The 23,130-nt window shown below is 70.5% G+C and carries 26 protein-coding genes and 3 pseudogenes; 16 read left to right on the top strand and 13 right to left on the bottom strand.

Annotated elements, in window-relative coordinates:
- Positions 1–10: 10 nt before the first annotated feature.
- Together ACQPZX_RS45680 and ACQPZX_RS45675 are read left to right on the top strand one after the other, a co-directional pair.
- Entirely contained in the window at positions 11–325 is a 315-nt protein-coding gene (locus ACQPZX_RS45680) for a hypothetical protein (RefSeq protein WP_433370528.1), read from the top strand.
- A gap of 25 nt (positions 326–350) precedes the next feature.
- On the top strand, positions 351–1,619 hold the full coding sequence (locus ACQPZX_RS45675; protein ID WP_433370525.1) for a hypothetical protein: 1,269 nt from the start codon (positions 351–353) through the stop codon (positions 1,617–1,619).
- Here ACQPZX_RS45675 and ACQPZX_RS45670 read toward each other — a convergent pair.
- Positions 1,609–2,064, bottom strand: coding sequence for a nucleoside 2-deoxyribosyltransferase domain-containing protein (locus ACQPZX_RS45670; RefSeq protein ID WP_433370522.1), 456 nt, complete (start codon positions 2,062–2,064; stop codon positions 1,609–1,611). The genes ACQPZX_RS45675 and ACQPZX_RS45670 overlap by 11 nt on opposite strands.
- Complete coding sequence (locus tag ACQPZX_RS45665) at positions 2,061–2,357, bottom strand: DUF1905 domain-containing protein (protein WP_433370519.1); 297 nt, start codon at positions 2,355–2,357, stop codon at positions 2,061–2,063. Before ACQPZX_RS45665 ends, ACQPZX_RS45670 begins: the two co-directional genes overlap by 4 nt.
- 98 nt (positions 2,358–2,455) lie before the next feature.
- Between ACQPZX_RS45665 and ACQPZX_RS45660 the strand changes: the two genes are divergently transcribed.
- On the top strand, positions 2,456–3,040 hold the full coding sequence (locus ACQPZX_RS45660) for a Uma2 family endonuclease (protein ID WP_433370516.1): 585 nt from the start codon (positions 2,456–2,458) through the stop codon (positions 3,038–3,040).
- 14 nt (positions 3,041–3,054) lie between these two features.
- Here the strand turns inward: ACQPZX_RS45660 and ACQPZX_RS45655 are convergent, their stop codons facing one another.
- Both ACQPZX_RS45655 and ychF read right to left on the bottom strand, forming a co-directional pair.
- A complete protein-coding gene (locus ACQPZX_RS45655; protein ID WP_433370513.1) occupies positions 3,055–3,843 on the bottom strand; it encodes a GNAT family N-acetyltransferase in 789 nt (262 codons plus the stop codon).
- 67 nt (positions 3,844–3,910) lie between these two features.
- Complete coding sequence (ychF, locus tag ACQPZX_RS45650) at positions 3,911–4,990, bottom strand: redox-regulated ATPase YchF (RefSeq protein ID WP_433370510.1); 1,080 nt, start codon at positions 4,988–4,990, stop codon at positions 3,911–3,913.
- Positions 4,991–5,090: 100 nt separating this feature from the next.
- On the opposite strand from ychF, the pseudogene ACQPZX_RS45645 reads away from it, so the two are divergent.
- The 5 genes and pseudogenes from ACQPZX_RS45645 to ACQPZX_RS45625 form a co-directional block, all read left to right on the top strand.
- Positions 5,091–6,105: pseudogene (locus ACQPZX_RS45645) on the top strand (bifunctional transcriptional activator/DNA repair enzyme AdaA); the annotation flags it as partial.
- 86 nt (positions 6,106–6,191) lie between these two features.
- Positions 6,192–6,578: pseudogene (locus ACQPZX_RS45640) on the top strand (DNA-3-methyladenine glycosylase family protein); the annotation flags it as partial.
- A gap of 84 nt (positions 6,579–6,662) precedes the next feature.
- Positions 6,663–7,157: a methylated-DNA--[protein]-cysteine S-methyltransferase gene (locus ACQPZX_RS45635; RefSeq protein WP_433370507.1), complete on the top strand. Its 495-nt coding sequence runs from the start codon at positions 6,663–6,665 to the stop codon at positions 7,155–7,157.
- A gap of 50 nt (positions 7,158–7,207) precedes the next feature.
- The gene (gene valS, locus ACQPZX_RS45630) at positions 7,208–9,808 is read left to right on the top strand and encodes a valine--tRNA ligase (protein WP_433370504.1); all 2,601 of its coding nucleotides are present in this window, start codon (positions 7,208–7,210) and stop codon (positions 9,806–9,808) included.
- Between the two features lie 230 nt (positions 9,809–10,038).
- A complete protein-coding gene (locus ACQPZX_RS45625) occupies positions 10,039–10,581 on the top strand; it encodes a hypothetical protein (protein ID WP_433370501.1) in 543 nt (180 codons plus the stop codon).
- A 232-nt stretch (positions 10,582–10,813) separates the two neighbouring features.
- On the opposite strand, the gene ACQPZX_RS45620 is transcribed toward ACQPZX_RS45625, so the two are convergent.
- Complete coding sequence (locus ACQPZX_RS45620; protein ID WP_433370498.1) at positions 10,814–11,569, bottom strand: hypothetical protein; 756 nt, start codon at positions 11,567–11,569, stop codon at positions 10,814–10,816.
- Positions 11,570–11,623: 54 nt separating this feature from the next.
- Between ACQPZX_RS45620 and ACQPZX_RS45615 the strand changes: the two genes are divergently transcribed.
- A complete protein-coding gene (locus ACQPZX_RS45615) occupies positions 11,624–12,760 on the top strand; it encodes a DNA recombination protein RmuC (protein WP_433370495.1) in 1,137 nt (378 codons plus the stop codon).
- A 328-nt stretch (positions 12,761–13,088) separates the two neighbouring features.
- Here ACQPZX_RS45615 and ACQPZX_RS45610 read toward each other — a convergent pair whose 3' ends face one another.
- Entirely contained in the window at positions 13,089–14,063 is a 975-nt protein-coding gene (locus ACQPZX_RS45610; RefSeq protein ID WP_433370492.1) for a 4-hydroxy-3-methylbut-2-enyl diphosphate reductase, read from the bottom strand.
- 38 nt (positions 14,064–14,101) lie between these two features.
- Here ACQPZX_RS45610 and ACQPZX_RS45605 point away from each other — a divergent pair, with 38 nt between their 5' ends.
- From ACQPZX_RS45605 to ACQPZX_RS45590, 4 genes are read left to right on the top strand one after another with little or no spacing between them, the layout of a single operon-like run.
- Complete coding sequence (locus tag ACQPZX_RS45605; protein WP_433370489.1) at positions 14,102–14,623, top strand: hypothetical protein; 522 nt, start codon at positions 14,102–14,104, stop codon at positions 14,621–14,623.
- A 53-nt stretch (positions 14,624–14,676) separates the two neighbouring features.
- On the top strand, positions 14,677–15,216 hold the full coding sequence (locus tag ACQPZX_RS45600) for a hypothetical protein (RefSeq protein ID WP_433370486.1): 540 nt from the start codon (positions 14,677–14,679) through the stop codon (positions 15,214–15,216).
- Between the two features lie 9 nt (positions 15,217–15,225).
- Entirely contained in the window at positions 15,226–16,455 is a 1,230-nt protein-coding gene (gene xseA, locus ACQPZX_RS45595; protein ID WP_433370483.1) for an exodeoxyribonuclease VII large subunit, read from the top strand.
- Complete coding sequence (locus tag ACQPZX_RS45590; RefSeq protein WP_433370480.1) at positions 16,452–16,658, top strand: exodeoxyribonuclease VII small subunit; 207 nt, start codon at positions 16,452–16,454, stop codon at positions 16,656–16,658. Before xseA ends, ACQPZX_RS45590 begins: the two co-directional genes overlap by 4 nt.
- On the opposite strand, the gene ACQPZX_RS45585 is transcribed toward ACQPZX_RS45590, so the two are convergent.
- Complete coding sequence (locus ACQPZX_RS45585) at positions 16,651–17,217, bottom strand: DUF4245 domain-containing protein (RefSeq protein ID WP_433370477.1); 567 nt, start codon at positions 17,215–17,217, stop codon at positions 16,651–16,653. The two genes, ACQPZX_RS45590 and ACQPZX_RS45585, sit on opposite strands and share 8 nt — an antisense overlap.
- 100 nt (positions 17,218–17,317) lie before the next feature.
- Here ACQPZX_RS45585 and glpX point away from each other — a divergent pair, with 100 nt between their 5' ends.
- The gene (gene glpX / locus ACQPZX_RS45580) at positions 17,318–18,361 is read left to right on the top strand and encodes a class II fructose-bisphosphatase (RefSeq protein ID WP_433370474.1); all 1,044 of its coding nucleotides are present in this window, start codon (positions 17,318–17,320) and stop codon (positions 18,359–18,361) included.
- 10 nt (positions 18,362–18,371) lie between these two features.
- Here glpX and ACQPZX_RS45575 read toward each other — a convergent pair whose 3' ends face one another.
- The 3 genes and pseudogenes from ACQPZX_RS45575 to ACQPZX_RS45565 all read right to left on the bottom strand — a co-directional run.
- On the bottom strand, positions 18,372–19,349 hold the full coding sequence (locus ACQPZX_RS45575; RefSeq protein ID WP_433370471.1) for a hypothetical protein: 978 nt from the start codon (positions 19,347–19,349) through the stop codon (positions 18,372–18,374).
- A gap of 2 nt (positions 19,350–19,351) precedes the next feature.
- A complete protein-coding gene (locus tag ACQPZX_RS45570) occupies positions 19,352–19,870 on the bottom strand; it encodes a SigE family RNA polymerase sigma factor (RefSeq protein WP_433370468.1) in 519 nt (172 codons plus the stop codon).
- Positions 19,871–19,943: 73 nt separating this feature from the next.
- Positions 19,944–20,213: pseudogene (locus tag ACQPZX_RS45565) on the bottom strand (GNAT family N-acetyltransferase); the annotation flags it as partial.
- Positions 20,214–20,239: 26 nt separating this feature from the next.
- Here ACQPZX_RS45565 and ACQPZX_RS45560 point away from each other — a divergent pair.
- A complete protein-coding gene (locus ACQPZX_RS45560; protein WP_433370465.1) occupies positions 20,240–20,833 on the top strand; it encodes a TetR/AcrR family transcriptional regulator in 594 nt (197 codons plus the stop codon).
- Here ACQPZX_RS45560 and ACQPZX_RS45555 read toward each other — a convergent pair whose 3' ends face one another.
- The 3 genes from ACQPZX_RS45555 to ACQPZX_RS45545 form a co-directional block, all read right to left on the bottom strand.
- On the bottom strand, positions 20,834–21,325 hold the full coding sequence (locus ACQPZX_RS45555) for an SRPBCC family protein (RefSeq protein WP_433370462.1): 492 nt from the start codon (positions 21,323–21,325) through the stop codon (positions 20,834–20,836).
- Complete coding sequence (locus ACQPZX_RS45550; protein ID WP_433370459.1) at positions 21,312–21,659, bottom strand: ArsR/SmtB family transcription factor; 348 nt, start codon at positions 21,657–21,659, stop codon at positions 21,312–21,314. Before ACQPZX_RS45550 ends, ACQPZX_RS45555 begins: the two co-directional genes overlap by 14 nt.
- Positions 21,660–21,726: 67 nt before the next feature.
- Positions 21,727–22,182 (bottom strand): MarR family winged helix-turn-helix transcriptional regulator, encoded by a 456-nt coding sequence (locus ACQPZX_RS45545; RefSeq protein WP_433370456.1) that lies wholly within the window; start codon positions 22,180–22,182, stop codon positions 21,727–21,729.
- Positions 22,183–22,340: 158 nt separating this feature from the next.
- On the opposite strand from ACQPZX_RS45545, the gene ACQPZX_RS45540 reads away from it, so the two are divergent.
- Positions 22,341–23,102 (top strand): G5 domain-containing protein, encoded by a 762-nt coding sequence (locus tag ACQPZX_RS45540; protein WP_433370453.1) that lies wholly within the window; start codon positions 22,341–22,343, stop codon positions 23,100–23,102.
- Positions 23,103–23,130: the final 28 nt, after the last annotated feature.

The following is a 23,130-nucleotide window of genomic DNA, read 5'->3' as shown; positions in this document are numbered from 1 at the left end:
AAGTACTCCTATGTCGGTTCGGATCACCTACCCGTACGGTTCGCTGCGTATACCGACTATTCAAATCGAAGGGCAGCGCCATGTTGATCCTGAAGATGATCAAATGAGCGAACCGCCGGCCGCGCCGAAAACGCATTCGCGCGGTCTCTGGGTGACGATAGTGATTTTGCTGGCGCTGCTTGTCGCCGTCGTCGCCGGAATTCTGTCCTGGGCCTCGGGCGCGAGTGTTCCCACCGCGATCCTCGACGCCGCCAAGGCATTTGGAGGGGCGGCCGCGCTCTGTCTCGCCCTCTGGTACTTCATCCTGGGAGGCCGCACGCAATGACAGTTCGACTTGAGGGCAGGGCGCCGTGCTGATTCCGCAGACGATCACCGGAATTCGCTGGAACGAGTTCCATTTCACCACCGTGGTTCCGTTCCGATGGGTTCTCGAAAATCACATTTCCGGCCTGGTGCTCGAGGACGCCATGCGCGATCTTGCGGAGGGCAAGGCGGTGGACCCTCGCGCCGCCCAGCTAGGGCCGGTGCGCGAGCGCATGCAACGTCCCTTCCGCCGAGTGGTGATGGAGAGGCGCAGCGTCGGCGGCGAGTCGGTACGCGTGCGGACGATGGCTTCCACCCCGAAGCTGCGCAACACCATGGGTTCGCTGCGCGACTACCTCCTTCAGCAGTTCGCGGTGACCCCGGAGGAGGCCTTCGGCGTGCTGCCAGGGTTTGTCGCGGTGTGGCCCGAGTCCATGGAGGAGCGCCGGGAAACCATCTCCGTGCCCGGTGTCCAGGGCCTTTGGGCCACCTACGACTACGGGCGGCTTGGCCGGGGCGCGCTAGCCGACGGCGAATGCCGGCACCAGGCCGGCCTGGACATCAGCGCCGATCCGAAGGTCCCGGCCGCGCTGAAGGACAAGCTGCTGAATCAGTTCGTCACTGTCGAGGTCTTTCACGGCATCGATGCCGAGCGGGCCGGCGGAATGTTCCTCGATCTGAACTTCGAGGGCACACCGGTGGACACCATCACGAAGGCCAACCTCGATTACCGGAACAAATGGATAACCGCGACGAAGAGAATTTTCGACGAGCTGAAGGTCGAATACGCGACGACGGGCCGTCAGCTCACCATCAGCCATCGGGGCATGAATCAATGGATTCTGCTGACCCATGCCGAGCAGATGGTGAAATCCATCATCCTCGGCCCGTCCAAGGCGTTGATCAAGTCGCGCAAGCCGGAGTCCTGGGACGGCGTCGATTTCGACCGGCTGCACGCGGCCGGGGTGACCTGGTTCGGCGAGATATTCGACTACTTCGGCGGTCCCGATGTGCTGGGCGACAAATCGCGCGTCATCCGGACGATCGCGGTCCGCGTCGCCCTGGCCAGCCTCGGAAATGCGTTCTACCGCAACGACGCGGCCGCCATGGCCGAGGCCCGGGCCACGCTGCGCGACATCAACTGGATCGTCGGCGAGGAATGGAACGGAATTGGCGGGAAGGTCGTGGTGACCGAATCCGGCGCCTCGATGTCGGCCGGCTCCGGCAAGGAATCGATCACCAGAGCCGTGCAGGCGGTCACCAAACCGGAGACAAAGGCGGGTCAGGCCGTCCGGGCCCGCGCCGCTAGGGGCTGACCAGGGCGTTGGCCGCGGCGCAGGTGGACTCGAGGTCGGCGTGGAGCGGCAGGCCGGGGCGGGCCAGTTCGAGCTGCTGGACGACGTCGAAGCGGCGCTCGTAGCGCGGGTCGGCGCCGACCGCGAGCGGCTTGGCCGAGGCCGCCCAGCGGCCCAATTCGTACAGGACGATCGGCTGTGTGGTCTCGTGCGAGAACCAGAACAGGATCACGTCCGCCTGCGCGAGCTGGTCGAACTCCCAGCGGATCTGCCGGGCGCCCTCGGTGTCGTCGCCCATGGGGAAGTCCACCCGCCGCGGGTTGTAGATGGCCGGCCAGGCCGGTCGCAGGTGGTCGATCGCGTCGCGCTGCCAATCGCGTACGCCGCTGATGCCGCCGGCCAGGAAGATCCCCGGCCGTGGCGGCGCCGCCGGCCTGTCCGGGGCGACCACCACCGTGGTCGTCACTTCGGTGGGGCGGGACGCAGGACGACCGTCACGACGTCACCGTCGCCGATGTCCTCGGCCTTCCGGACCGCGTCCTTCAGCGGCACCAGATAGCGGCCCTCGCGGGGAAACAGCGCCGTCCGGAACTCCGTGGCCCCGATGACGACGTGCACCGGAACCTGACCCCAGTAGATCAGCGACCGCGCCTCTTCCTTGAGCTCGGCGCTGTCGGACTCGGACATGGCCACGAAGTAGTACGGAGCCGGGCCACGCCACTCAATGATCTCGCCGTCGAACATCCATTCCACGGTCACCTATTGAACCAGGCCGTGCTCGATGCCTGTCCCGGTCCGGTCGTTGGGTAGAGCGCAGCACGCCCAAGCACGCCATTACCGAATGCTACGGTGGCGGCATGACTGCGGTGCCCGAGTGGATGCGCCCGCCTCGCCCTGAGGGGTGGTATGCCGACGATCTCGACCACCTTGCTGAGGCACCGCGTCACACCGAGCTGATCGATGGAGCGCTCGTCTTCATGATGTCTCCCCAGCGGGCCTGGCACAGCCGGACTGTCTCCGCGTTGCTGTTCGCCCTCACGGAGCAGGCGCCGGCGGGCGTCGAGGTCGAAAGGGAGATGACGATTCGGCTCGACAACCTGAACCGTCCCGAACCCGATCTCCTCGCCACAAGAGCGTCCTACTATGACCCGAACCGCACGTTCTACACACCCGACCAGGTGCTTTTCGTAGTCGAGGTGGTCTCGCCGGAGTCGGCGCACCGAGACCGGACGGTCAAGTTGCGTAAGTACGCAGAGGCCGGCATCGCAAACTACTGGCGCGTCGAGGATGAGGACGGCGCACCGGTGGTCCACGCCTACGAACTCGATGGGCCGACCCAGTCGTACGCACCGACCGGAATCCACCGGCACGAGCTACGCACCACGACGCCGTTCGCGATCAAGCTTGACCTGGACGGGCTGGTGCCCGGCCGCAAGAGCTGAGCCGGGCGCTCGCCTCAGCGCCGCCACATGTAGGGCGTCGTGGTCGATACCTTTACCAGGCCGGAGCGTTCCAGGATCGGGCGGGAGTACTCCGTCGAATCGCTGTGCACCAAAGTCTTTCCGGCTGCCATGGCCGATCGGGCGCGGGCCGCGGTGAGCGCTCGGTAGATGCCGCGTCCCCGCCAGGGTTTCAGGACGGCGCCGCCCCAGAGGCCGGCGAAGTCGCTGTCCTCCACCGGTTCCAGCCGTCCCGCCCCGACCATCTCGCCGTCGGCCTCCGCCACCCACAGCTCCATCCCGGTCCCCAGCTCTAGCCGGTGGAGAAGGGCGTCGGCCATCTCCCGCGAGGCCGGATCGCCGAATGCCTCATCCGACATCGCGCTCATTGCCCGGACGTCACGCTCGCTGGTCACCTGGCGCAGCGTCACCCCGGCCGGGAGTGGCAGGTCCGCGGCCAGGGCGGAGATGTCCCCGATCATGATCGATTCCGGGTCGTCCGGGACGAAACCGTTCCGGAGCAGGGCCTCGTGCAGGCCGGGAGCGTGGTCGTGGCCGCGGGTCTTCCACTCGACCCGGACGATCGCCGGGTCGGCCCGGTAGTGTTCCAGGGCCTCGGGGACCAGCCGGTCGATCGCCTCCGCGGTGGCGTCGTGAAGCGGCGGATAGGTGATGAACCCCCGCCCGCCCTCGAAGGTGGCCAGCCGCAAGGGACCGTGCCGGGCAACCGAGACCGCGCTGGGCGTCTCCGCCTCGGTGCGCAGTTGCTCGTCGTAGAGCCGGAGGAGATACGCCGCGTCTTTCATCGCCGACCAGGCTGACGGCGACGCCACCCCGGTGCAACCGATTTAGCCCGCCCCGGCCGGCCCGGGATCAGACGTTGAAGCGGAACTCGACCACGTCGCCGTCCTTCATGATGTAGTCCTTGCCCTCCATGCGGACCTTGCCGGCCGCCTTCGCGGCCGCCATCGAACCCGCGGCCATCAGGTCGTCGTAGCTGACGATCTCGGCCTTGATGAAGCCTCGCTGGAAGTCGCTGTGGATGACGCCGGCGGCCTCGGGCGCGGTGGCGCCGCGCGAGATGACCCAGGCGCGCGCCTCCTTCGGGCCGGCCGTCAGGTACGTCTGCAGGCCCAGCGTGTCGAAGCCGACGCGGATCAGCTGGTTGAGGCCGGGCTCCGTCTGGCCGGTGGACTCGAGCAGCTCCATCGCCTCGTCCGGCGGGAGGTCGATCAGCTCGGACTCGATCTTCGCGTCCATGAAGACGGCCTCGGCGGGGGCGACCAGGGCGCGCAGCTCGTCGAGGAACGCCGCGTTGCCGAGCTCGGCCTCGTCGACGTTGAAGACGTACAGGAACGGCTTGATCGTCAGCAGGTGCAGCTCGCCGAGCAGGGCGAGGTCGATGCCCGAGCCGCCGGAGTACAGCGTCGCGCCCTCGTCGAGGACCTTGAACGCGGCCTCGGCGGCGGCGACCACCGGCGCGCGGTCCTTCTTGAGCTTCGCTTCCTTCTGCAGGCGGGGCAGCGCCTTCTCGACCGTCTGCAGGTCGGCGAGGATGAGCTCGGTGTTGATCGTCTCGATGTCGTCGGCGGGCGAGACCTTGCCGTCGACGTGCAGCACGTTCGGGTCGGAGAACGCGCGGACGACCTGGCAGATCGCGGAGGCGTCGCGGATGTTCGCGAGGAACGCGTTGCCGCGGCCCTGGCCCTTGGACGCGCCGCGCACGAGGCCGGCGATGTCGACGAAGCTCACCGGGGCCGGGATGACCTTCTCGCTGCTGAACAGCTCGGCCAGTTTCTCCAGGCGCTCGTCGGGCAGCCCGACGACCCCGACGTTCGGCTCGATCGTCGCGAACGGGTAGTTCGCGGCGAGCACGTCGTTCTTGGTCAGGGCGTTGAACAGGGTGCTCTTGCCGACGTTCGGCAGGCCGACGATTCCGATGGTGAGGCTCACGGGCATCCAGTCTACGCAGCCATCAAATCAGCGGTCCGGTCCGACGGTCATGTCCGAATCCCGCCAGCCATCCCAAGCGAAACGCCGCAGACTGAAGAGCATGGAACTGGACTTCGAACGGTGCTACCGAGCCGTGGACAGCCGGGACCAGCGCTTCGATGGCTGGTTCTTCACCGCCGTGCGGAGCACCGGCATCTACTGCCGCCCGTCCTGCCCGGCCATGACGCCGAAAAGGGAGAACGTGACGTTCTTCCCGTCCGCGGCCGCCGCCCAGCGCGCCGGCTTCCGGGCCTGCAAGCGCTGCCTGCCCGACGCCGTGCCCGGCTCCCCGGAGTGGGACGTGCGGGCCGACCTGGTCGGGCGCGCGATGCGGCTGATCGGCGACGGCGTGGTCGACCGGGAGGGCGTGCCGGGCCTGGCGAGCCGTCTCGGCTACACCGAGCGTCATCTGAATCGTCTGCTGACAGCAGAACTGGGCGCCGGGCCGCTCGCTCTGGCCCGGGCGCAGCGCGCGCAGACCGCGCGCATCCTCATCGAGACGACCGACCTGGGCCTGGCCGAGATCGCGTTCGCGTCGGGTTTCGGCAGCGTGCGGCAGTTCAACGACACGATCCAGGAGGTCTACGCCCAGGCGCCGAGCCAGTTGCGCGAGCGTCGCCGGATCACGGAGGCCGAGCCGGGCACGATCTCGCTGCGACTTCCTTACCGGTCGCCGTTGCACATCCCGGCGCTGCTCGATTTTCTCGAGTTGCGGGCGCTTCCCGGCGTGGAGGAGCGGTCGGGTGACACGTACCGGAGAGGTTTGAATTTGCCGCACGGAAGCGCGACCGTCGCGCTGACCCCGGCCGACCGCTGGGTTTCCGCGACGCTGCGGCTGAGCGATGTGCGTGACCTCGCGCCGGCCGTCGCCCGATGCCGTCGGCTGTTCGATCTCGATGCCGATCCCGACGCCGTCGATCTCACCCTGGGTGCCGACGTCGCGCTGAGCGCGTCGATCAAAACCGAGCCTGGCGTACGGGTACCGCGCGCCGTCGACGGGTTCGAGATGGCTGTTCGGGCCGTGGTCGGGCAGCAGGTCAGTGTGGCCGGAGCTCGCACGACGCTGACTCGCATGATCCGCGCGGCCGGCGGCTTCGCGGCTCCGCCGACTGATAGTCCAGGCTTGGGTAGCGGGGCTCCGCCGACTGATAGTCCAGGCTTGGGTGGCGGCCTGGTCGGCTTCCCGGCCGCGCGCGTGGTCGCCGACCTGCCCGACTCCGCGTTCGGGATGCCGGCCGCGCGCCGCGACACGATCCGGCGCCTGGCCGAGGCCGTCGCCGACGGAAAGATCGACCTCGAGCCCGGCGCCGACCGCGAGGAGTCGGTGGCGAAGCTGATGGAGCTGCCCGGCATCGGCGCGTGGACCGCCGGATATGTGGCGATGCGCGCGATCGGCGACCCGGACGTTTTCCTCCCGACCGACCTGGCCGTGCGGCGCGGCGCCGCGGCCCTCGGGCTGCCGTCGACTCCCAAGGCGCTCGAAAAGCACGCCTCGCTCTGGCGACCTTGGCGTTCCTACGCGCTGATCAGGCTCTGGCGCGCGTCCTGACCGAAGTTATCCACAGGCTCGGAGAAAGTCGCACGCGGGCGGCCGCGACGGGCCAGGCTGTGTGCCAACCCCCTGGAGGACGAGATGTTGAAGTACCAGACGATGCCGACCCCGGCCGGCCCGCTGACGATCGTGGTGGGCGAGACGGGTGGCGTGCGCGCCGCCGGTTTCACCGAGAGTCTCGACGAGCTTCTCCCGCTGATCCACCCCGCGTTGGGAGGCGAGGCGATCCCGGCCGACGACATAGGGCCGGTGACCGGCCACGTGCGCTCCTATTTCGACGGTGACCTGGCCGCGCTCGACGAGGTGACGGTCGAGCAGCGCACCGGCGGCGAGTTCATGGCGCACGCCTGGCGGGTGATGCGCGACATCAAGCCCGGCAGCCCGGTGACGTACACGGAGTTCGCCCACATGGCGGGCCGTCCGGCGGCGGTGCGCGGGGCCGCGGCCGCCTGCGCGCGCAACCCGGTGGCCCTGTTCACCCCGTGTCACCGGGTGCTGCGGCTCGACGGCTCGCTCGGCGGCTACCGCTGGGGCCTGACCGTGAAGCGGCAGCTCCTCGACCACGAGGCCGCGTGACGAGGGTTATTGGGCGGCCGGGGCGAGCGGCGAGCCGTAGCATTCTGCGCATGACTGATACGGGTATGACCGCGCGCGCCGGTCTCCCCGAGCGGCCGTCGCTGGACGGGCTCGAGGACAAGTGGGCGCGCCGCTGGCAGGAGGAGGGTACGTACGCGTTCGACCGTTCCAAGGAGCGGGCGGATGTATACGCGATCGACACGCCTCCGCTCACCGTATCGGGCGAGTTGCACATGGGCCACGTCTTCTCGTTCACCCACACCGACACGGTCGCGCGGTTCCAGCGCATGCGCGGCAAGACCGTCTTCTATCCGATGGGCTGGGACGACAACGGGCTGCCGACCGAGCGCCGGGTTCAGAACAAGCACGGCGTCCGCTGCGACCCGTCCCTGCCCTACGACCCGTCGTGGCAGCCGCCGGCTGCCCCGGAGGGGCCTGGGTCCTCCGCGCCGTCCGGAGGACCAGGCGCCGGCAAAAGCAGAGCGTCGAAGGACGCGATCTCGATCTCCCGGCGCAACTTCGTCGAGCTGTGCGAGCGGGTCACGGCCGAGGACGAGCAGACGTTCGAGGCGTTGTGGCGCAAGCTCGGGCTGTCCGTCGACTGGGGAATGACGTACACGACGATCGGCGTCCGCGCCCGGGCCGCCTCGCAGCGCGCCTTCCTCAACAACGTGGCGCGCGGGGAGGCGTACACGGCCGAGGCGCCCACCCTGTGGGACGTCGGTTTCCACACCGCGGTCGCGCAGGCCGAGCTGGAGGACCGGGAACGTCCCGGCGCCTATTACAAGCTGCGCTTCCACGGCCCGGACGGCGCGGTCGAGATCGACACGACCAGGCCGGAACTGCTGCCCGCCTGCGTCGCGCTGGTCTTCCACCCGGGCGACGAGCGCTACCAGCACCTGCTCGGCAAAACGGTCCGCACGCCGTTCTTCGGCGTCGAGGTCCCGGTCTACGAGCACCGGCTCGCGGCGCCCGACAAGGGCACCGGCATCGCGATGGTCTGCACGTTCGGCGACCTGACCGACGTCATCTGGTGGCGTGACCTGCAGTTGGAGACGCGGGTCGTGCTCGGCCGCGACGGGCGCTTCCTGCCCGACCGGCCCGACGGCGTCCCCGCGGCGGCCTACCAGCCGTTCGCCGGCCTGACGGTCAACGCGGCCCGGCGCGAGATCGTCCGGCTGCTGCGCGAGGCGGACGACCTGGTCGGCGAGCCGACGCCGATCACCCATCCGGTGAAGTTCTACGAGAAGGGCGACTCGCCGCTCGAGATCGTCACGAGCCGGCAGTGGTTCATCCGCAACGGTGGCCGCGACGCCGACCTCCGCGAGCGGATGCTGGCCCGTGGCCGGGAGCTGAACTGGTTCCCCGAGCACATGCGACACCGCTACGAGCACTGGGTCAACGGCCTGACCGGGGATTGGCTGATCAGCCGGCAGCGCTTCTTCGGCGTGCCCATCCCGATTTGGTACCGGCTCGACGACGCTGGCGAACCGGACTACGGCCAGCTTCTCATACCGGACGAATCATCACTGCCGGTTGACCCCTCCTCGGAGTGTCCGCCCGGCTTCGACGAGTCCCAGCGGGACGTCCCGGGCGGCTTCACCGGCGACCCCGACGTCATGGACACGTGGGCCACGTCGTCGCTCACGCCGCAGATCGCCGGCGGCTGGCACGATGACGAGGACCTCTTCCGCCGCGTCTTCCCGATGGACCACCGGCCGCAGGCCCACGAGATCATCCGGACCTGGCTGTTCACCACGGTCCTGCGCGCCGACCTGGAAAGCGACGTGCTGCCGTGGCGCAACGCGATCCTCTCCGGCTGGATCCTCGACCCCGACCGCAAGAAGATGTCGAAATCCAAGGGCAACGTGGTCACCCCGGTCGACCTGCTCGAGGCGAACGGGTCGGACGCGGTCCGCTACTGGGCGGCCAACGGCCGACCGGGCGCCGACCTGGCCTTCGACACAGCCCAGATCAAGGTCGGCCGGCGGCTCGCGACCAAGCTGCTCAACGCGTCGAAGTTCGCGCTCGGGCTGGGCGCGGCCGAGGCGCTGCGGCAGCCGGTGACCGAGCCGCTCGACCGGGCGATGCTGGCCCGGCTCGCGACCGTGGTCAGCGCGGCGACCGAGGGGTTCGAGCGGTACGACCACACCGAGGCGCTGCAGGTCACCGAGGCGTTCTTCTGGACGTTCTGCGACGACTACATCGAGCTGGTCAAGGAGAGGGCGTACGCGGAGGGCCCGGCCGCCGACTCGGCGCGGGCGGCGCTCGCGGCCGGCCTGTCGGTGCTGCTGCGGCTGTTCGCGCCGTTCCTGCCGTACGTGACCGAGGAGGTCTGGTCGTGGTGGCGGTACGGCTCGGTCCACCGCTCGACCTGGCCCACGAAGTACGAGCTGACCCGGGTCGCCGGCGAGGGTGAGGCCGACCTGCTCGACCTGGCCGGCGACGCGCTGCGCCAGGTGCGGCGGGCCAAGTCCGACCGGAAGCTGTCGATGAAGGCCGACGTGCCGCTGGCCGAAGCGCTCGGCCCGGCGGCGCTGCTCGACCGGCTCGCCCTGATCGAGGGCGACCTCAAGGCGGCCGGCCGGATAGCCAAGCTCGACCGCCTGCCCGAGCGGGCCCCCGAGCTGGTAATCGCCTGCGCGTTCTGAGGCGGCTCGTTGCGAGAGCGCGCCGCTGTCCAGGGCGACGCGGACCGCGTGCTCAGGGATGGCCGGCTGCTCGCGCCTGGGCGGCCCGGCCGCTCGTTCCTCGGCGGCCCTCCGCGGCCCGGCTGCTCGCCTCTGGGTCGGCCCGCGGCCCGGGCCGCGCGATCTCAGCTGATGGCCCGGGACCGGCGAAATGCCGGTCCCGGGCGCCCGGGCGGGGCAGCATGAAGGGCATGTCGATCGCGCCCGAGCAGGTGGAGGCGCCTGCCGCCGACGCCGTGCTGTTCCGGTCCTCGCCGTGGCGGACGTTCATCGCCGTCTTCGCGCTGCTGATGATCTCGTTCGGCCTGGTGTCGCCGATCGTCGCGCTGATGGCCGGCGGCACCGGCAACCCGTGGTGGCAGACCGCCCTCGAGGCCGGCTCGATCAGCGCGCTGGCGGCCGGCGGGTACGCCTGGTCGACCCGGGGAGCGCTGAAGACCTGGATCCGGATGTCGTCGGGCGGGCTCGAGGTCGCCGCCCAGGACAGCGACCCGATCCTGCTGGCCTGGCCGGACATCGCGCACGTGGAGGTGCGCCGCCAGGGCATCCGCGCGGTCCTCGAGGTCACCCCGATCGACCTCGACCGGGTGCACCCGGTGCAGGACGAGGGGCCGGGCGGCCCGGCCATGACCGAGACCGCCACGGGTACGGCCTTCACCGCCGACCTCACCGAGGTGTGGCCGGGCCCGCGCGCCCTGCGGCGTGAGCTGGCCCGCCGCCTCCCGGCCGCCTAGCCGAACCGGCGCCTCCCGGCCGCCTAGCCGAACCGGCGCCTCCCGGCCGCCTAGCCGAACCGGCGCCTCCCGGCCGCCTAGCCGAACCGGCGCCTCCCGGCCGCCTAGCCGAACCGGCGCCTCCCGGCCGCCTAGCCGAACCGGCGCCTCCCGGCCGCCCAGCCGGGGCCGCCGCCCAGCGGGGCCGCCGCCTAGCGGGGCCGCCGCCTAGCGGGGCCGCCGCCTAGCGGGCTCAGAAGTCGAAGTCTCCGCCGAAGTCGCCGCCGCCGAAGTCTCCTCCACCGCCGAAGTCGCCGCCGCCGCTGAAGTCGCCCATGTTGTCGCCGCCGAAGTCGCCGGCAGCGTCCTGGAAACCGTCCTGGTAGCCGTCGCCGTAGCCCATGTCGCCGAAGCCCGGCGAGAAGAGCGCGTCGAAGATCAGCATGCCGCCGAGGACGCCGGCGCCGGCGCCGAGGGCCGTCTTCCACACGGGCGTCGAATACCAGCCGGCCGGCACCGGACGGCCCTGCACCCGGCCACCCGGGTAGTAGTACGGCGTGTCGGCGCCGGGGGTCGGGCCCGCCTTGTAGTGCTGGCCCTGCACGTTCACCTCGCGCTCCTGGGTGATCCGCCCGGCGCCCTGCGCGCTCAGCAGCGGCGGCAGGTCGGGGCCGGGGTCGATGCCCATCGCCACGCGGGCGGCGCGCACATAGTTGAGGCCCTCGAGCGCGGACTCGCGAGCCAGCTCGTACTGCTTGACGGTTTTGGCCTGCTGCAGCTGCCCGCCGGCCGCGTTGTACCGCTCGCCGGCGTCGGACAGCGCCTGCCGGGCCGCGGCGTCGTCGCCATGCAGATTCATCAACTGGCCGCCGAGGCGCTCGTACCACCGCTGGGCGTCGGCCCGCGCGTCCTCGAGCTGTGTCTGCTGGGTGGCGGCGCCGTTGCGGCGCGCGAGCATGACCACCAACAGGACAACGATGACGATGGCCAAGATCAGCAACACACTCATGTTTCAACGGTACCCTCGCGATTCTTGTCGTACCTATCTGGCAATGTGCCCGTTGTGACCGTCTCGACGCTGGCCGTGGTGCTGCTCTGTCTCGCGGCGGGCGCCGCCCTCGGCTGGCTGGCCGCCCGCATGCGCGCGGCGGCCGACATCGCCCGGCTCGAGGCCACGGTCCAGGCCCACCGCGACGGCGAGGAGCGGCTCGAGCAGTCGATGCGAGCGCTGTCGTACGAGTCGGCCGCCCAGTCGCAAGAGGCGGTGGCCCTCGCCGTCAGCCCGCTGCAGGACACGCTCCGCCGCTACGAGCTGCGCGTCGCCGAGCTCGAGCGAGAGCGCGTCGATGCGTACGCGGAGCTTCGCGAGCAGGTCAGGCAGATGGGCGCGGTCTCCGGCGAGCTGCGCACCGAGACCAAACAGCTGGTTGCCGCCTTGCGCGCGCCGCAGGTGCGGGGCCGCTGGGGCGAGCATCAGTTGCGCCGGGTAGTCGAGGCGGCCGGCCTGCTGGAGCATTGCGACTTCGCCGAGCAGGTGACCGCGGCCGCCGACGGGCAGGGCTGGGTCCGTCCCGACCTGGTGGTGCGGCTGCATGGCGGCCGCAGCGTGGTCGTCGATGCGAAGGCGCCGCTGGAGGGCTATCTGGCCGCCGCCGAGGCGCGCGACGAGCGCACCCGCGACGCCTGCCTCGACCAGCACGCCCGCCACCTGCGCGCGCATGTCGACGCGCTGTCCGCCAAGGAGTATTGGACGGCCTTCGAGCCGGCCCCCGACTTCGTGGTGCTGTTCGTGCCGGCCGACCCGTTCCTCGACGCGGCGCTGCGGCAGGATCCGATGCTGATGGAGCACGCCTTCCGGCGCAACGTCGTGCTGGCCACCCCGGCCACGCTGGTCGCGATGCTGCGCACGGTGGCGTTCTCGTGGCGTCAGGAGGAGCTCGCCCGCAACGCGGTCGAGGTGCACGGCCTGGCCCGCGAGCTCTACGCCCGGCTGGCCACCCTCGGCGACCACGTGGGCAAGCTCGGCTCGGCGCTGGGCGGGGCCGTCACGGCATACAACAAGGCGGTCGGCTCGCTGGAGTCACGCGTGCTGGTGAGCGCCCGCAAACTGGCCGAGATGGGTGTGGCACGCGAGGAGATGCCGACCCCACCCCAGGTGGAGGTCGCCCCTCGCCAGCCACAAGCGCCCGAGCTCAGCTAGTCGCCCGCGCCCACCCGGCGGCACGCAAACCTGGCCGGCAGCGCGCGAGCCTGGCCGGCAGCGCGCGAGCCTGGCCGGCAGCGCGCGAGCCTGGCCGGCAGCGCGCGAGCCTGGCCGGCAGCGCGCGAGCCTGGCCGGCAGCGCGCGAGCCTGGCCGGCAGCGCGCGAGCCTGGCCGGCAGCGCGCGAGCCTGGCCGGCAGCGCGCGAGCCTGGCCGGCAGCGCGCGAGCCTGGACGGCAGCGCGCGAGCCTGGCCGGCAGCGCGCGAGCCTGGCCGGCAGCGCGCGAGCCTGGCCGGCAGCGCGCGAGCCTGGACGGCAGCGCTGGGTCAGCTTGTCGTGCGAGCCGCTGCGGCCTTCATGTCGCGGCGCAGCTCCTGCGGCAGCGAGAAGGTCAGACGCTCCTCGGCCGTCGTGTACTCGGTGACTTCGCCGAAGCCCCGGGAGGCCAGGTGCGCCAGCACGTCCATGACCAGGTCTTCCGGCACGCTCGCGCCCGAGGAGACCCCGACGGTCGTGGCGCCGGTCAGCCAGGAGTCCTGGATCTCGGCGGCGTAGTCGACCAGGTGACCCGCCCGCGCGCCGGCGTCGACCGCCACCTCGACCAGGCGTACCGAGTTCGAGGAGTTCTTGGAGCCGACGACGATCACCACGTCGCACTCCGGCGCGATCTCCTTGACCACGTGCTGCCTGTTCTGCGTGGCGTAGCAGATGTCGTCGCTGGGCGGCGACTGGAGCAGCGGCAGCCGGGTCTTGAGCCGGGCCACCGTCTCCATCGTCTCGTCGACCGAGAGCGTGGTCTGCGACAGCCAGACGACCTTGGACGGGTCGCGCACCACGACCTTGTCGACCGAGTCAGGGCCGTCGACCAGCTGGATATGGGCGGGGGCCTCGCCGGAGGTGCCGATGACCTCCTCGTGGCCCTCGTGGCCGATCAGCAGGATGTCGTAGTCGTCGGCGGCGAACCGCTTGGCCTCGTGGTGCACCTTGGTGACCAGCGGGCACGTCGCGTCGATCGCCTTGAGGTTGCGGGCGCGGGCCTGCTCGTGCACCTCGGGCGCGACGCCGTGCGCGGAGAAGACGACGGTGGACCCCTCGGGAACCTCTTCGTTTTCTTCCACGAAAATGGCGCCGCGTGCCTCGAGCGTGCTCACGACGTGTTTGTTGTGCACGATCTGCTTGCGTACGTAGACCGGGGCGCCGTACAGCTTCAGCGCCTCCTCGACGGTCTGCACCGCCCGGTCGACGCCGGCGCAATAGCCGCGCGGCTTGGCCAGCAACACACGCTTACGAGGTTCGGTCACCCGGCCATGGTACGCGGGGCCTGCGCAATACTCGTCCGGTGACGGACACCACGGACGAGACGACGATCGATGAGCCGACCGGCCGCTGGGCGCGCGCCGGGCGCCTGGCCCGCTGGCTTTTGGGCGCTTTCTCCCTGGTAGCGGGGCTGACCTGGATCCTGTTCACGATGCACGGCCCGACCGCGGTACTCGATCTCTGCGTCGGTCTGGTGCTCGCCGGGGCCGGCCTGGTGCTGCTCATGCCACACCGGATCCGGCTGCCGCGGCTGGTGACCACGATCGTGATGGCCATGGTGGCGATCGCGGGCACCGCCGCCGGTCTGGCTTCCTCGACCGAGCGCACCTGCTGCGCTTATGCGTACGTCCTGGATCGTGGTTTCCCCTTCACCTGGGTGCAACGGGCCGGGGTGGGCCCCGACCCGGCCTCCGCCGAGCGGCTCGCCGGGTCCGCCAACTGGACGGTCGATCTGGTCTCGCTCGCGGCGAACCTGCTGCTGTGGGCGTACGCGGGGATGTTGATCGTGGTGATCGCGGTGCTGGCGCGTCGCCGCCGGGCGTAACAACAACTCCCGATTTGGCCCGATAGGGCGGGTCTTGCGGAGATACTCGGCGCATGGGCGATGCCGAGACGGACGATCAAGGCCCGCTGGCATCGGTTCTGATCATGCTGCGGCTGCTGGCCGCCTGGTGCTTCGCCGCGATCGGCGCGCTCGGCCTGCTGATGGGCTTCTCGGACACCAACTATGTGATCTTCCACGCGGTGCTGCTCGCGGCTGGCGTGGCCATGCTCGGGTTCCGCCCGATGTTCCGGCGCCCGCGGCCGATCGCCTACCTGGCCGGCGCCGCGGTCGCCCTGCTCGGCCTGGTGATCTCGGCGCTGCCGCGCGCCTCGGCCGCCGTGTGCTGCCATCTCTCCGGCTACGACAATCCGCACGGCTTCCCGTTCGCCTTCCTGGCCGGCGGCCATCTCGACCCCTGGCGGGCCTTCGCCGACCTGGTCTTCTGGGCCTGCGCCGGCCTGTTCCCGCTGGTTGTGATCAGCCTGGTCGCGCCGGCCGCCGAGCCGGCGCCGGATCACCCGGCCGGGCACACCGCGCACGCCGAACAGCGGGCCGAGGTAGCGGACGACGAAAATGTCGGAGGCCTTCCGTAGTCTGGCCCGGTGAGCGAGCCCGACAGCACGCCGAAAAGCACCGCCGACGAGCCCTGGCCGGTGCGCGTCGTCAGTCAGAAGGTCGGCGCCTGGATCGCCAAGCTCGGCTGGGTCTGGGTCGACGGCCAGGTCGCGCAGATCAGCCGCCGCCCGGGGTCCGCGGTGGTGTTCCTGACCCTGCGCGACCCCTCGGCCGACCTCAGCCTCACCGTGACCGCGCATCGTGACGTGCTCGACGCCGGCGCCCCCGAGCTCGCCGAGGGCGCCCGGGTCACGCTGCACGCCAAGCCGGAGTTCTATCCGGCTCGCGGCACGCTCAGCCTGCGCGCCGACGAGATCCGTCAGGTCGGCCTCGGCGAGCTGCTCGCCCGCCTCGATCGGCTCAAGAAGCTGCTCGCCGCCGAGGGCCTGTTCGCCCGCGAGCGCAAGCGGCGCCTGCCGTTCCTCCCGCGCCGCATCGGCCTGATCACCGGCCGGGCCAGCGCCGCCGAGCGCGACGTCCTGATGAATACCCGCCGTCGCTGGCCCGCGGTCGACATCAAGGTCTACAACGTGCCGGTCCAGGGCCCCACCGCGGTGCCGCAGATCATCGAGGCGCTCAAGGTCCTCGACGGCGACGAGTCCGTCGACGTCATCGTGATCGCCCGCGGCGGCGGCAGCGTGGAAGATCTGCTGCCCTTCTCCGACGAGGCGCTCTGCCGCGCGGTCTTCGCCGCCCGCACCCCGGTGGTCAGCGCGATCGGCCACGAGACCGACACCCCGCTGCTCGACTACGTGGCCGACCTGCGCGCCTCCACGCCGACCGACGCGGCCAAGCGCATCGTCCCCGACCTGGCCGAGGAGCGACAGCTCATCGACGTCGCCCGCCGCCGCATCGAGCGCTCGCTGCTCACTCTGATCGAGCGCGAGGAGCACCGCATCGAGCAGTGGCGGTCCCGGCCGTCGCTGGCCCGCCCCGAGCTGCTGGTCGACCAGCGCGCCGCCGACGTGACCGCGCTGCGCGAGCGCGCGGTCCGCAACCTCGAGCACCGGCTGCGCCGGGCCGACGACGACCTGCGGCACACCCTGGCCCGGCTGCGCGCGCTGTCACCGGCGGCGACACTGCAGCGGGGGTACGCGATCGTGCATCGCGAGGACGGCCACGTGGTCCGCGCGGCCACCGAGGTGAAGATCGACGACATCGTGCGGGTGCGGCTGGCCGAGGGCGAGCTCCACGCGACGATCAAGGAGAGCGAATGAGCGACGAGACCCTGTCCTACGAGCAGGCCCGCACCGAGCTGGCCGCCGTGGTGGAGCGGCTCGAGCAGGGCGGCAGCTCGCTGGAGGAGTCGCTGGCCCTGTGGGAGCGCGGCGAGAAGCTGGCCGACGTGTGCCAGCGCTGGCTCGACGGGGCCCGCGAGCGCATCGACGCCGCCCGCGCGGCTCGGGCCGACGCTACTTGAGCGAGGTGGCGAGGGCTTCCAGGTTGTCCATGCCGGTCTTGCCGACCACCACGATCGTCCGCTTCTGGTCGGCGAGCACCAGCGCCTTCTCGCCCGGTCGTCCGTCGTAGACCCGCCACACCCCGGCCGGGCTGCGGAAATTGCCCAGCGCCTTGGCGTCCGCGCCGAGCTCGCCGGGGAGCAGCGAGGCCGACGGCACGCTGCTCTCGACCAGCTGCACCGGGTCCTTGTCGGGGTCGACGTATCCGAGTCGCAGCGTCGCGCCGTCGCTCTGCCGCTTGAAGGTGGCGCTGGAGGTGTGCCAGTCGTCGCCGAGGCCCTGCGGCAGGACCACGGTGAAGGCCGCCGCCTGCTGCGCCTCCTGGATCGTCGGCGCCGGGTCGACCGTGATCGGCGCGTCGCCGCTCAGCACGACCCGGTAGAAGATCAGCAGCAGGGCGATCGGCACGAGCAGCACCGCCAGCGACATCACCATGTCGCGCGGTGAGCGCTCCCCACCGCGTCCGAGACGCGCTGATGGCTGGGTTTCGCTTTCGTCGGCGATCGGCGCTGGTTCCACTCACCCATTGTTAACCATGTCGCTGAAGCGGGACTTTGCGCATCCGCCCATGTGAGGATCGTGGGACTACCAGCCCCGCAACGTCGCGAGGAGGCGCTCCATGCCTGCCCGGGTTCCGCAGGATCTCGACCGCAACATCGCCCTCGACCTGGTCCGCGTGACCGAGGCCGCAGCCATGGCCGCGGGCCGCTGGGTGGGCCGAGGCGACAAGAACGGTGGCGACGGCGCGGCCGTGGACGCCATGCGCAAGCTCATCAACTCGATCCAGATGCGTGGCATCGTGGTCATCGGTGAGGGCGAGAAGGACGAAGCCCCCATGCTCTTCAACGGTGAGCAGGTGGGCGACGGCACCGGCCCCGAGGTGGACGTGGCCGTGGACCCGATCGACGGCACCACCCTGATGAGCAAGGGCATGCCCGGCTCGGTCAGCGTTCTCGCGGTCGCCGAGCGCGGCGCGATGTTCGACCCCAGCGCCGTCTTCTACATGGAGAAGATCGCGGTCGGCCCCGACTGCGCCGACGTGGTCGACATCAACGCCCCTACGGCCGAAAACCTGCGCCGCATCGCGAAGGCCAAGCGCTCCAGCGTCTCCGACGTGACGGTCTGCATCCTCGACCGTCCCCGCCACGCCACCCTGGTCGAGGAGGTGCGCCAGGCCGGCGCCAACATCAAGTTCATCTCGGACGGCGACATCGCCGGCGCCATCTCGGCGGCGCGCGCGGAGTCGGATGTGGACGTGCTGATGGGCATCGGCGGCACCCCCGAGGGCATCACCGCGGCCTGCGCCCTGAAGTGCCTCGGCGGCATGATCCAGGCGAAGCTCTGGCCGCGGGACGACGCCGAGCGAGAGAAGGCCCTGGCCGCCGGGCACGACCTCGACCGCGTCCTGACCACGGACGACCTGGTGACCGGCGACAACTGCTTCTTCGTCGCCACCGGCGTGACCTCGGGCGACCTGCTGAAGGGTGTGCGCTACCGTTCGGGCGGCGCGCACACCCAGTCCATCGTCATGCGTTCCAAGAGCGGCACGATCCGCGTGATCGACAGCTACCACCGCCTGGAGAAGCTGGCTCTCTACTCCGCCGTCGACTTCGACGGCCACCTCCCGACGGTCGCCCTGGGAGAAGGCGACCCGGTCATCTGAGGAAGCCGGCTCAGAACTTGCCGTGGGCGACGTCAGCGATGGTCACCCTGGTCACCGTGTAGTTGACGACCACGCCATCGCTGGTGAGCCTGATCGGCAGGCCGGTCTCGGCGTCGACGGTCAGCGTCTCGGCCGGGGTGATGGCGGGCTTGCCGGCGGTCAGGGTGAGCACGGCCCGGCCCTGGTAGGTGCCCTTCGCGACCTTGATCTCGGGGATCTGGCCGAGAAGGCGCAGCACGCCCGCGCGGACCTGCGGGTTGCCGGCGCCGTCGCGCAGGGCGTCCATCGAGTTGTTCCAGACCCAGTTGTCGGTGGTGTTGAGCTGGGCCAGCTCCTTGAGGCCCTTCGGGATCTTGGCGCTGGTCGGGGCGGGGGGCACCACGCCGGGGTCGTCGAGGGTGGGCTTGACCTTGGGGTTGGCCGGGACGTACGCCCATGCCATGTCCTTGCGGGCCTCGTTCAGGTCGCCGGTGGCCGCCTTCTTGGCCGCGGCGATCACCTTCTTCCGGCCGGCCTCGTCGTCCTGCTTGTGCCCGTTCTTCACCTGGGCCGGCAGGGCGCCCTTGGTCTTCGCGAAGTAGTAGTCGCCGTTGTCGGCGTGCAGGTCCCAGACGTCGACCTTGAGCCCGCTGTCGAACACCTGGTCGCGCAGCAGCAGCGTCGCGTCTCCCACCGGCGGCGAAGCCTTGGACAGGTAGCCGACGAGCTGAACCAGCGGGGATTCCGCCGCGGCGGCGCTCGAGGTCGCCGGGGTCGGGCCGGCGAGCTGCTGGGAAGGCGTCTGAGTGCCGCTGGTGGCCACCGCGATCGCGGCGACGGCGGCCACCGCGAAGCTGGTGCCGGCGGTCGCGCGCCACGCGATCCGGCGCTGCCGCAGCTTCCGTCCCCGGCTTTCGATCTGGTCGAGGTCGGGCGCCCACGGACGGTCCCCGACCATGCCCTGCAGCGCCGCGCTCAGGCGCTGCTCGGTGTTGTCGTCGTACGACATGGTCAGCTGTCTCCTCGGTTCAGGACGGACTTGAGCTTGATCAACGCCCGGCTCGTCTGGCTCTTGACGGTGCCCTCGCTGCACCCCAGGGCCTCGGCGGTCTCCCGCTCGCTGAGCCCTTCGAGGAACCGCAGGACGACCGTCGCCCGCTGCCGCTTGGGCAGTGACTGCAACGCCTGAAGCAACTCGGCCCGGTTCACCACGTGGTCCGACATGTCGGAGACGGTGATGTCGGCCACCCGATCGTCCGGATGCACGGTCAGGTTCTTGTTCCGGCGCCAGTTACGTCGCGACTCGTTGATCAGGATGCGTCGCACGTACGCGGACGGGTTGTCGGCACGCTGAACCTTGCGCCAGTGGCTGTAGGCCTTCGCCAGCGCCTCCTGGACAAGGTCGTCCGCCAGGTACCAGTCCCCGCACAGCAGGTACGCCGTGCGGTGCAGCGATGCGGCGATCCCCTGGACGAAAACCCGGAACTCCTGCTCCGTGCCGCTCGCCGTTCCGGCCGGTCGGTGCTTCATTACGGTCGTCACACCCGGCAAGACACCGTTATGGCCGTGGGGGTTGTCAGCAAGTCCGATCTTTCCTTGGGAGTTACAGAGCCCGCTCGTAGCAGAGTGACAGGTCCGAGCCGACGTAGACGCCGTACAGCGGAATCGGGCGGTAGCCCTCGCGCTCGTAGAAGCGGATGGCGTCCGGCTGGGCGGTGCCCGTCTCGAGCCGCAGGGTGCTCCAGCCGCGGTCGCGGGCCTTCGCCTCCAGCGTACGTAGCAGGGCAGTGGCCACGCCGGAGCCGCGGCTGGCGGGCTCGACATACATGCGCTTGACCTCGGCGCTGGCCTCGTCGAGCCGGCGGAGGGCGCCTGTTACGGATAGGGAAGGGGAGACGCGTGTCACGGACGGCGGATCGGCCGGCCCAGCAGGAGGCCTTGTCCCGCACGGTGTGGGATGTGCTGGCCAAGCAGGGTCTGGAGCGTCTCACGGTGCGGGCCGTGGCGGCCGCGGCCGGCTGCACGACGGGCCTGGTGATGCACCGTTTCCCCAACCGGCAGGCGCTGCTGCGGCACGCGCGCGAGCTGTTGCACGAGACGTCCCGCCGCCGGGTCGAGGCCTTGGAGGCGTCGGCGGCCTCGCCACGGGAGGCGCTGCGGGCGGTGCTCCGGCAGGGCCTGGCGATCGACGAGGAGACCATCAACGGCAGCGTCGTGTGGATCGGCTTCCTGGCCGCGGCCTTCGCCGACGACGAGCTGATCGAGATCCACCGGCGCAACAACCGGATGTGGCGGGAGAGGCTGGTCCGGCTGGTCGGCGCGGCCGCGCCGGAGTGGGCCGAGCGGGTGCCGACCGTGGCGCTCGCGCTGAGCGCGATGGTCGAGGGTGCGGCGGCCTTCGCGGCCGCCGACCCCACGTCCTACCCCGCGATGGTGCAGATGGAGATGCTGGACGCGGCCCTCCACGCGTACGGCTTGGGGCCGCAAGGCTGATCAGGACAGCGAGACCGCGATCTGCTCGAGCTCGTCGTAGCCCTCCTGCATGCCCGACTCCATCCCGGAGTCGATGACCGCGTCCCGGGTCGCCTTGTCGTTGTACTCGCAGAGGGCCTCGAAATACGTCCGGCCCTCCTTCTCGGTCAGGGTCACCCTGATCAGGCCCGCGTTGTCGTCGGGGTTGGGGATGCCCTCGAAGGCCTCGGTGTTGACCAGCCGCTCGGGCGCGGCGACCTCGCGGAACTCGCCGTGGAAGGCGACCTCGAAGCCCCCGTTCGCCGTCATCACGTAGCGCCAGCCGCCGCCGACGCGGAGGTCGACCTCGACGCTGGTCACGTTGCCCTTCTTGCCGGCCCACCAGCGCTTGATCAGCTCCGGCTCGGTGTAGGCGCGCCACACGTTGTGGCGCGGCGCGTCGAACTCGCGGGTGATCAGGATCTGGGTGTCGGCCGGGAGTGTGACCTTGGCCGTGCCGCTAGTCGTCGCCATGAGAATCCTCCTCGTTGAGCTCCGTCAGGATGGTGTCCATCAGGTCGAAACGCTCGTTCCAGACCTGCTCGTACTTGCGCAACCAGTCGTGGATCGGGCGCAGCGGCCCGGGGTTCACCCGGTAGAGCCGCTGCCGGCCCTCGTCGCGGACGCGCACCAGGTCGACCTCGCGCAGCACCCGCAGGTGTTTGGAGACCTGGGGCTGGGCCAGGCCGAGCATCGCGACCAGGTCGTTGACCGGGCGCTCGCCCTGGGCGAGCAGATCGAGGATCTGCCGCCGCCGGGGCTCGGCCACCGCGTTGAACGCGTCTGTCGTCGTTGCCGCTCGTGCCATGGCCCAATCGTATACCCATAAAGGCATACGTCAAGCCGCAGCCGACAATCGCCGAGGCAAAGCGGATTTATTCGCCGGCTATGGCGTCGAGGGCCTTCGCCAGGGACTGCAGGTCGAGATCGCCGAGGTGGTCGAAGATGCGGCGCCGGACGCTGGAGAGATGCGTCGGCCAGGCCTCCCGGAGGCGATCCAGGCCCTGGGAGGTGAGCACCGCGTTCCACCCGCGGGCGTCGTCCTCGCACTTGATGCGCTTCACGTAGCCGCTGGCCTCGAGCTTGGCCGCCAGCCGGGTCATGCCGCTCAGCGACATGTCGCAGGCCTGGGCGAGCTCGCTCATGCGCATGAGCCCGCATTTCGACTCGGAGAGATGCCGCAGCACGCTGTACTCGCTGAGCGCCATCCGCTGGTCGCGCTCGAGGTCGTGGTTGAGCGAGCGGGGCAGCACCAGCATGAGCCGCCCGAGGGCACGCATGACCGCTTCCTCGTCCGCGCTGAGCGGCGGAACCGGCGGGGTGGCGGTCATGCCATTGATCCTACGACCCGCATGCGCACCTACTTATCTGACGAAGCAACGGCTTAAAGCGGACAAAGGCCCCCGGGGTTGGCATTCCGGGCCGCGCCCGGCACAATGCTGGGGTGCAAAACCAGACAACTAGTGACTCTTGGCAGCAACTGCTCGAAATGCCACGAAAGTCTTGGTGGGCCCGGCTGCCGTTCGGGGTGCGGATGGCCGCCGGCGCAAGCGCCGTTCTCGCGGTGGTCGCGGGCGGGGTCGTGGGCATCGCGACCCTCACGGGCGGTGGCGGCGAAGGGCCGCGGATCGTGACCGAGGTGGGGCAGGCCGCGCCGGCGCCGGCGACCCTCGAAGAGCCGGGAGCTGCCCGGCCGGCCGCCGCGAAACCTCACGCTGAGCGTCGTTTTTCCAACCGATCCGATCGTACGGCGACCAGATCGCCCCAAACCGCAGCGCCGGCCGCACCCGCGGCCTCCAGTCCCGTCGTGGTCGCGCCGGTCGCGCCGCCGCCGGCTTCTGCCGATCCGGTGCGCACGACCCGCACCGAGGTGGAGACCCGGGAGATCCCGTACGAGACGAGGCTTGTCCGCGACCCCGGTCTGCCGCGCGGCGCCACCAAGGTCGAGTCGCCCGGCGTGAAGGGCGTCGAGACCCTGCGCTATCTGGTCACGCTCACCGACGGACGGCCGACCGGCCGGACCCTGATCGACGCGGTGGTGACCCGCCAGCCGGAGCATCGGGTGGTCGCCCTCGGCACCCAGCACGCCGCCGCCAAGAAGAACTGCGGCGAGGCCCTCAACTTCTGCGTCCCGCTCGGCCGGAAGGCGATCTGCCCGAACCGGGGCCGCGAGGAGGACGCGTCGCTCCCGCTGCCCGGCCTGGCCCTCAGCGCCGACGAGCTGAGCTATCTCGAAGGGCTGGCCTGCTGAGAAGGGCTGGCCTGCTGAGAAGGGCTGG

The organism is Actinoplanes sp. CA-142083, assembly GCF_050942195.1.
GTDB lineage: Bacteria > Actinomycetota > Actinomycetes > Mycobacteriales > Micromonosporaceae > Actinoplanes.
This window is presented reverse-complemented; position numbering and strand designations above follow the sequence as displayed.

Excerpts from the sequence above, each read along its gene's own strand:
- ACQPZX_RS45625 (WP_433370501.1), top strand. The coding sequence starts at position 10,039 with ATGTCGATCGCGCCCGAGCAGGTGGAGGCGCCTGCCGCCGACGCCGTG.
- valS (WP_433370504.1), top strand. The coding sequence starts at position 7,208 with ATGACTGATACGGGTATGACCGCGCGCGCCGGTCTCCCCGAGCGGCCG.
- ACQPZX_RS45545 (WP_433370456.1), bottom strand. The coding sequence starts at position 22,182 with ATGACCGCCACCCCGCCGGTTCCGCCGCTCAGCGCGGACGAGGAAGCG.
- ACQPZX_RS45550 (WP_433370459.1), bottom strand. The coding sequence starts at position 21,659 with ATGGCACGAGCGGCAACGACGACAGACGCGTTCAACGCGGTGGCCGAG.
- ACQPZX_RS45635 (WP_433370507.1), top strand. The coding sequence starts at position 6,663 with ATGTTGAAGTACCAGACGATGCCGACCCCGGCCGGCCCGCTGACGATC.
- ACQPZX_RS45620 (WP_433370498.1), bottom strand. The coding sequence starts at position 11,569 with ATGAGTGTGTTGCTGATCTTGGCCATCGTCATCGTTGTCCTGTTGGTG.
- ACQPZX_RS45555 (WP_433370462.1), bottom strand. The coding sequence starts at position 21,325 with ATGGCGACGACTAGCGGCACGGCCAAGGTCACACTCCCGGCCGACACC.
- ACQPZX_RS45660 (WP_433370516.1), top strand. The coding sequence starts at position 2,456 with ATGACTGCGGTGCCCGAGTGGATGCGCCCGCCTCGCCCTGAGGGGTGG.
- ACQPZX_RS45570 (WP_433370468.1), bottom strand. The coding sequence starts at position 19,870 with ATGAAGCACCGACCGGCCGGAACGGCGAGCGGCACGGAGCAGGAGTTC.
- ACQPZX_RS45590 (WP_433370480.1), top strand. The coding sequence starts at position 16,452 with ATGAGCGACGAGACCCTGTCCTACGAGCAGGCCCGCACCGAGCTGGCC.
- glpX (WP_433370474.1), top strand. The coding sequence starts at position 17,318 with ATGCCTGCCCGGGTTCCGCAGGATCTCGACCGCAACATCGCCCTCGAC.
- ACQPZX_RS45600 (WP_433370486.1), top strand. The coding sequence starts at position 14,677 with ATGGGCGATGCCGAGACGGACGATCAAGGCCCGCTGGCATCGGTTCTG.
- ACQPZX_RS45540 (WP_433370453.1), top strand. The coding sequence starts at position 22,341 with ATGCCACGAAAGTCTTGGTGGGCCCGGCTGCCGTTCGGGGTGCGGATG.
- ACQPZX_RS45575 (WP_433370471.1), bottom strand. The coding sequence starts at position 19,349 with ATGTCGTACGACGACAACACCGAGCAGCGCCTGAGCGCGGCGCTGCAG.
- ACQPZX_RS45655 (WP_433370513.1), bottom strand. The coding sequence starts at position 3,843 with ATGAAAGACGCGGCGTATCTCCTCCGGCTCTACGACGAGCAACTGCGC.
- ACQPZX_RS45680 (WP_433370528.1), top strand. The coding sequence starts at position 11 with ATGTCGGTTCGGATCACCTACCCGTACGGTTCGCTGCGTATACCGACT.